Origin of the sequence: Komagataeibacter oboediens (genome assembly GCF_018491655.1) — a bacterium.
In the GTDB taxonomy this organism is placed as follows: Bacteria; Pseudomonadota; Alphaproteobacteria; order Acetobacterales; family Acetobacteraceae; genus Komagataeibacter; species Komagataeibacter oboediens.
In genome coordinates this window covers 85,032-91,031 of sequence record NZ_JABLUU010000017.1, presented here as the reverse complement: position 1 = coordinate 91,031, position 6,000 = coordinate 85,032, and the positions used below count along the sequence as shown (strand labels likewise).

Here is a 6,000-nt window from a genome sequence, read left to right as displayed (position 1 = left end):
GTTCCGCCACTGGCCGGTCAGGCCAAATTGAGGTGGTAGCCATTCCAGTCGATCAATGCGGCCTGATGCCTTCTTTACAATATTCAATCCGCCCCCTTTCCCATCCATGATAATTTCCATGTCCTGAATGGAAAAGAATGCAGTCCAATACATGACACCGGCGACCCTGCTGAACCATTCCGGATGCGCATGAACGCCATGGTACCTTCCGGTGCATCTGTCCGGTTCATCACCATGCCAGTATTTCATACAAAACCAGTCCCTGACGGCTATCGGATACAGAAAACCGTGCCTGTAGCCACACGTAACCGGGGCTATCCCCGGTCGTGGACATGAAAAATTATTGCTCAGGCAATGAAAGATGTATCTGTATTTAAAGTGTTACCATGCCCTATTGTAAAACATCTCCGGGCAGGATCATGGTCTCGTTTCATAGCGACCCTGGATAACTGGTTTACAGTCGGAATGGAAAATCGTCGCTGGCTGGCCCCGGAATGCGCCGGATCCAGAATTTCCGTGCTTCTTTACTGTCGTACACATCATTGAGAAACCTGCGCAGAGACCGCGGCAGATTCTTTTCATCAAACGTCCTTTTCTGTTCGAACCCGGCTGCGGGGCCTCGCTTCAGGAACATATGATAGACTGTATCGATAAAACAGTTCTTTCCTTTTTCTTTATAAAATTCGACTGCATACGGAACAAGATCATCAATACTGGAAAGATGCCCCGGATCAAGTTCAAGCACGAGATCACTGACGGACATATGCCGTACCGGCGGCTTCGCACTCATGGTTTCATCATGTGGAACTGGCAGGGTAAAAAGCGTCCTTCCGGATCGCGCGCATTGCAGCACGGGCGTATCATTCAGGCCATATGCCGTACGTATCCCTGAAATGACCGCCTGCCCGTAAGATTTGCCATCCGCAACGGTGGAACTGACGGCCGGATCGCAGACCACCCTGACATAGCTGATCGGCACGCCCCCCGCGAAAAGGGCAAGTGCAACCGGTTTATCAGGGGTTTCGAAACATACGGTCAGCGTCATGACATCACCATCGATGGACATGTCTCTTACTGCTGCGACCGCGGCATATTTGAATGGATTGACGGTCATCATGCGGTCTCCAGCACCCATCTGGCGATTTCCCCGTAACACTGGTCCCAGCCGGCCTCCCGCCCCCGACGCAGCGTATCAGCCAGGGACGTCCGCGATGACCGTCCGATCAGCGCGCACCGATGCGCGATATACATTGCTTCGGAAAACTCATCGAGGCTGTTCGGATCGAAAAAGATACTTCTGTCCGGCGCCACTTCGGGCATGCTTGATGCGTTCGAACACACCGTAAATTTGTTCAGCGTCGCGGCCTCAAGGATCGGCAGGCCAAAGCCTTCGAAAAATGAGGGATAGATACAAAAAGCGCAATTGGCGAGCAGGATCGCCCGCTGCTCGGGGGGAACGAAGCCGGTGAACACGACCTGTTCCGTCGGAATGCCATTCTCCACAAGAAGGCGTAACAGGCGTCCCTTTTCATCCATCCAGCCGTCGCGGCCGATGAAAATGAATTTGTAATCCCGTCCGAACTGCGGATTTTCCAACAGGAATTCCAGGACAATCGCAGCATTTTTGCGGGGTTCGAGCGTACCCAGCACAACGACATAAGGCTCCACCGTAATGCCCCGCCGCGCACCGTCCAGCGCAAGGGAAAGATCACACGGATCGAACGACGTGCCAAGACGGATCACCGATGTCTTTTCACGGGGGCATTGGAAATACAGTTCCACATCGCCGCGCGTTGCTTCCGAAACGCAGAAATAATGATCGGACGATTCAATATCGTGTTTGATGCGGTTGGCGAAATGATCAATATTATCCTGATTATGGTAGGACGGGGTCAGCAGCGGACTCAGGTCATGCACGATCAGTGCTTCCTTGCGGAAATATCGCCGCACGGGCTTTACATGCGGAAACACCGCCACGTATTCCCGCGCCTGCAGGAAATCCAGGCTTCGGCCATTTATTGCCGCATCGTGGAACAGGCCGCCACTGTGCGCCCCGCTCTGGTCCCCGAGAAGCTTCTCGATCAGGGGCCGCGGAAGCGGCAGTATTTCATAACAGAATGTCCAGTCGATCCTGTCGTCCGCAATCGCCTTTTCTGCAATCGCCCCTATGACATTTGAAATTCCGGTCCAGTGGTCTTCCAGCAAGGGAGCAACATCAAAGACAGCTTTTACTTTACTCATGATTCGGCCCCATCAGGATAACAGCTGGTCAAGACGTTCGGACAGCCTGTGGGTACCAAAGGCGGTCTGTACGGTGTCGAAGGCCGCAGTGGCCATCTTTTCATACCCGTCCTCGGGAATGGCGACGGAGCGGACAAGTGCGTCGTACACATCCTCAATCCCCGCCTTGTACAACGTGACGCCAAACATCTGGTACCGCTCTGCAAAGCCTATAGGAGCCGGTATCGTCCGGTGCGTCATGATCACCGCATTATCTTCCTGAATATAGTCGTTCATGGCCGTATGGCGCACGCTGACCGGGACAGACCGGCGTGCCATCGCTTCGATAAGGGGAAGGTTCTGACCTTCCGCAATCGCCGGACAGACATAGAAACGCGAGACGTCGAACAATGTATTGAGCTGTTCCCGCGTCAATGTCTCCCGGGTCAGCCAGATATTCCGGCTGCTGACCGATGGGACCAGACTGTCAGGTGACGACATCTGCCCATGAAGGACACTGGCGTTCGGGCCGTTGTCGAGCTTCTGCTCATCCGCCACCTTCAGGAAAAGATAGGCGTTCGGGTATTCCCGCGAGAACGCATCAAACCCGCGGATCAGGCTGTCGATGTTCTTGCGGTAATCATACGCGTTGAAGAGGGCGACATAAATGATCGGGTTGGCGCTGCTGTCGGCATGATTGAACAGGATCTTCTGCAGCGATGCGGCATGCCGCTGCGCATCGTGGCTCATGATATCCTGAATTCTTGGCATAATGCTGAGCGGAACCCAGGACACATTCCTGAGCGACGCTGCTGCCGTGCTGATTGCACGTCTGGTCTGCGGTTTGGGCCGCCAGCCCACATTGCGATCGATCACCGCTGGCGACGGCATGTAGGTCACGATATTCCGTACGGACCGCTTCACGCTTTCTACGCCATATTGCGACGGTACCCACAATTCGTCAGCCAGGGCCAGCATGGATGCCTGGTCACTGAACGCGTTATAGGACAGGTTCTCCTCCGGAAGGCGAAGACGTTCGAACTCCCAGGCAAAACAGATGATATTATATGCGCCTTTCAGGAGATTTATCTTTTCAGGCGGATAGAAGCCGATATGGATGATTTTTTTCGATGTCGAAATATTCCGGATATTGGCAATACCTGCCACTTCATTCAGAATCTGGTAATCGATGCCCAGATCGTCCAGGGCCCTGGCGAAACCCTTCAGTGCAAAGGCGTATGAATAATCGGATCGGCCAATACGGTGGCTCATATCCGTCCGGTCGCTTTCTTCGAATACCTTGCAGACGGAAGAGATATAGACCGCGCAATCCAGTTCATCGCGATCCGGGAAGACCCCGCGTGAGACAAGCGCCGCCGCCAGTCCCCTGAGGTGATCAATCTCGACCTGAACAGGAGCTGCATCCCCCTGCCATCCTTCCAGTGCAGCGGAATACAGTGCGAAGGCCGCACCGATATTCCCGCGAAGCTTCTGCAGGTGACCACGCTGGAGGCTGATTTCACCAGATCCCGGTTCCAGGTCCCGCGCCTTGAGATAGGCGTCATCCGCCAGGTCATAAAAACCGCATTCCTTCAGGGCATGCCCATATTGCAGCCACGCCGATGCGGATCTGGGAAAGTATTCTGTCTGCCTGCGTCGGAAACGGAGGACAAGGGGCCAGTCACCGGCGTCAATCGCTTTGCAAATTCTGGTTCTGGTATTCGTTACGTTCAATCTGGAAATAACTTTTTGAACGAGCTTCATTGCGTAACGCCTGCCTGAAATGACGCGGTTATCAGAAATATATCCCGCTGTTTCTAGACCACACCACCAATTGAGCCAACCCATGCACCAGCCCCCATCCAGACAGGGTGACATGTTTTATCACCTTCGCCCGGCAGATCAGGAAAAAAAATCGTCCGGGTTGCTTTTTGTGGCAGGTCATCAGGTAGGCAATGAATAACATCTCATGTAAATGAGATGGACCTTTTGGTAACGTGGTCTGGACACGGGTGTTTATGCCTTACGTGATGTAAGGGTGCATCAGCAAGTGAGGCGTAATTGGATCAGTTCTCTTCCCTGCGTATTGGCATAGATGGCTTTAACCTTTCCCTGCCGCGTGGCACGGGCGTTGCAACCTATGCGCGCAACCTGACCTATGCACTCAAGTTTTTGAACCACGACGTAGACGTTCTCTACGGCATGGACATAACGGAGAAAATGGCGCCTACCTTACGGGAAGTCATGTTCTTTGACCGGCTGGGCGGAAATGTCCAGCCACGCTCATCATCCCCGTTACGACCCAAATGGTGGAAGAATACCATTCAGGACGCAGCCGGACGCACGGCCGTCGAAGTTCCCATGACCGGGCATGTCGATCGTCGTATCTTTGTCGAAAACCTGCCTCAGGCCGATCGAATTCTGAATGTCTGGAATCTGTTCCATCGGGCACAGGCATATTATCGTCTGACCGGGCAGTTTCTCCGGGTCAATATACCTGATCCACCCGCGATCATGCACTGGACATACCCTTTCCCCATTTCGGTCAACAAATCATTAAATATATATACCATCCATGATCTGGTTCCACTGCGTCTGCCGACAACCACAGCGGACAACAAGAAATATTACTATAACCTGATACGGGATATCTGCAGGAAACAGGGACCGATCTGCACTGTATCGGAAGCATCACGACAGGAAATCAATAAATTCTTTCCTGATTCAAAGGCAAATACATACGTTGCATATCCTTCCGTTTCCGATCCAAACAAAAACTACACAGGATCGGAATACGAAAAAAATGAACTGCACAACATGTTTGGCATTTCCGCCGGTGAATATTTCATATTCATTGGCGCACTGGAGCCCAAAAAGAACATTTATCGACTTGTTGAAAGTTTCCTGTCGTACAATACGTCCCGCAAACTTCTGATCGTCGGGGCGGCGGGCTGGAAGAACAGGCCGATTGTCCGGATCATAAAGAAAGGCGTGGATGCGGGCCGGGTCGTGTGCTCTGACTATCTTCCGCGCCCTGTCCTGCGGTTCCTGCTGAAAAATGCCCGTGCCCTCCTGTTCCCGTCCATCGCGGAAGGGTTTGGCCTGCCGGTTCTTGAAGCCTTTCAGGCTGGAATACCGGTCATGTGCTCAGCAGAAGGCGGTCTTAAGGAAGTCTGCGGTCATGCCGCACTGATTGTCGATGCTTTTGACACAGAATCAATCATACGCGGCATATCCAGAATGGATAATGATGATTCCCTGTGCGATTCACTCATAAAAAATGGCACCGAACAGGCAGGGCAGTTTTCCATCAATAAATTTGCAGATGGAATATCCGAAATGTACAGAAATACATTACGAAACCACACCTAATTACAGTAATTTTCAGGATTTTTTATCTTATTTATACACACCAACTCACAATACCCAAGACAGATCATATAGAAAAAGCATCGCGAGGCTTAAGAAATACATACCGGCTGATGCCCGGTGCATGTATCGTGCACATTTACGATGTCATGAATCCGGACGTGAACAGGCAATACGGGGACAATCCGGCATTCCTGTGCAGTCCATTCCTGCCACGCTTCATACCACCAGTATGCCAGCCTGTGCATGACCTGCCCGGCTTCCCGTGCGGGCCTGCCCACCAGCATAACCGTCCATACTCCTGACAGGCCATAATATATTCCACGACCGTCATTCCCCATATGGCCGCAAGCCAGTACATCACCATCCCCCGATGCCATGAAATATGGCATACTGCGCCACGACCCAAAG

General features: G+C 52.5%; 5 protein-coding genes. 1 reads left to right on the top strand and 4 read right to left on the bottom strand.

What is annotated here, in order from left to right:
• The 4 genes from HNO79_RS13470 to HNO79_RS13455 all read right to left on the bottom strand — a co-directional run.
• A partial coding sequence (locus tag HNO79_RS13470) for a hypothetical protein (RefSeq protein WP_214165440.1) occupies nt 1-249 on the bottom strand: 249 nt, incomplete at its 3' end.
• Nucleotides 250-454: 205 nt separating this feature from the next.
• Nucleotides 455-1,117: a hypothetical protein gene (locus HNO79_RS13465; protein WP_214165441.1), complete on the bottom strand. Its 663-nt coding sequence runs from the start codon at nt 1,115-1,117 to the stop codon at nt 455-457.
• Nucleotides 1,114-2,241, bottom strand: coding sequence for a glycosyltransferase family 4 protein (locus HNO79_RS13460; RefSeq protein ID WP_214165442.1), 1,128 nt, complete (start codon nt 2,239-2,241; stop codon nt 1,114-1,116). The genes HNO79_RS13465 and HNO79_RS13460 overlap by 4 nt, the downstream gene beginning before the upstream one ends.
• Nucleotides 2,242-2,253: 12 nt before the next feature.
• Nucleotides 2,254-3,954, bottom strand: a complete 1,701-nt coding sequence (locus tag HNO79_RS13455) for a glycosyltransferase family protein (protein ID WP_214165443.1) — start codon at nt 3,952-3,954, stop codon at nt 2,254-2,256.
• Nucleotides 3,955-4,281: 327 nt separating this feature from the next.
• On the opposite strand from HNO79_RS13455, the gene HNO79_RS13450 reads away from it, so the two are divergent.
• Entirely contained in the window at nt 4,282-5,592 is a 1,311-nt protein-coding gene (locus HNO79_RS13450) for a glycosyltransferase family 4 protein (protein ID WP_214165444.1), read from the top strand.
• Nucleotides 5,593-6,000: the final 408 nt, after the last annotated feature.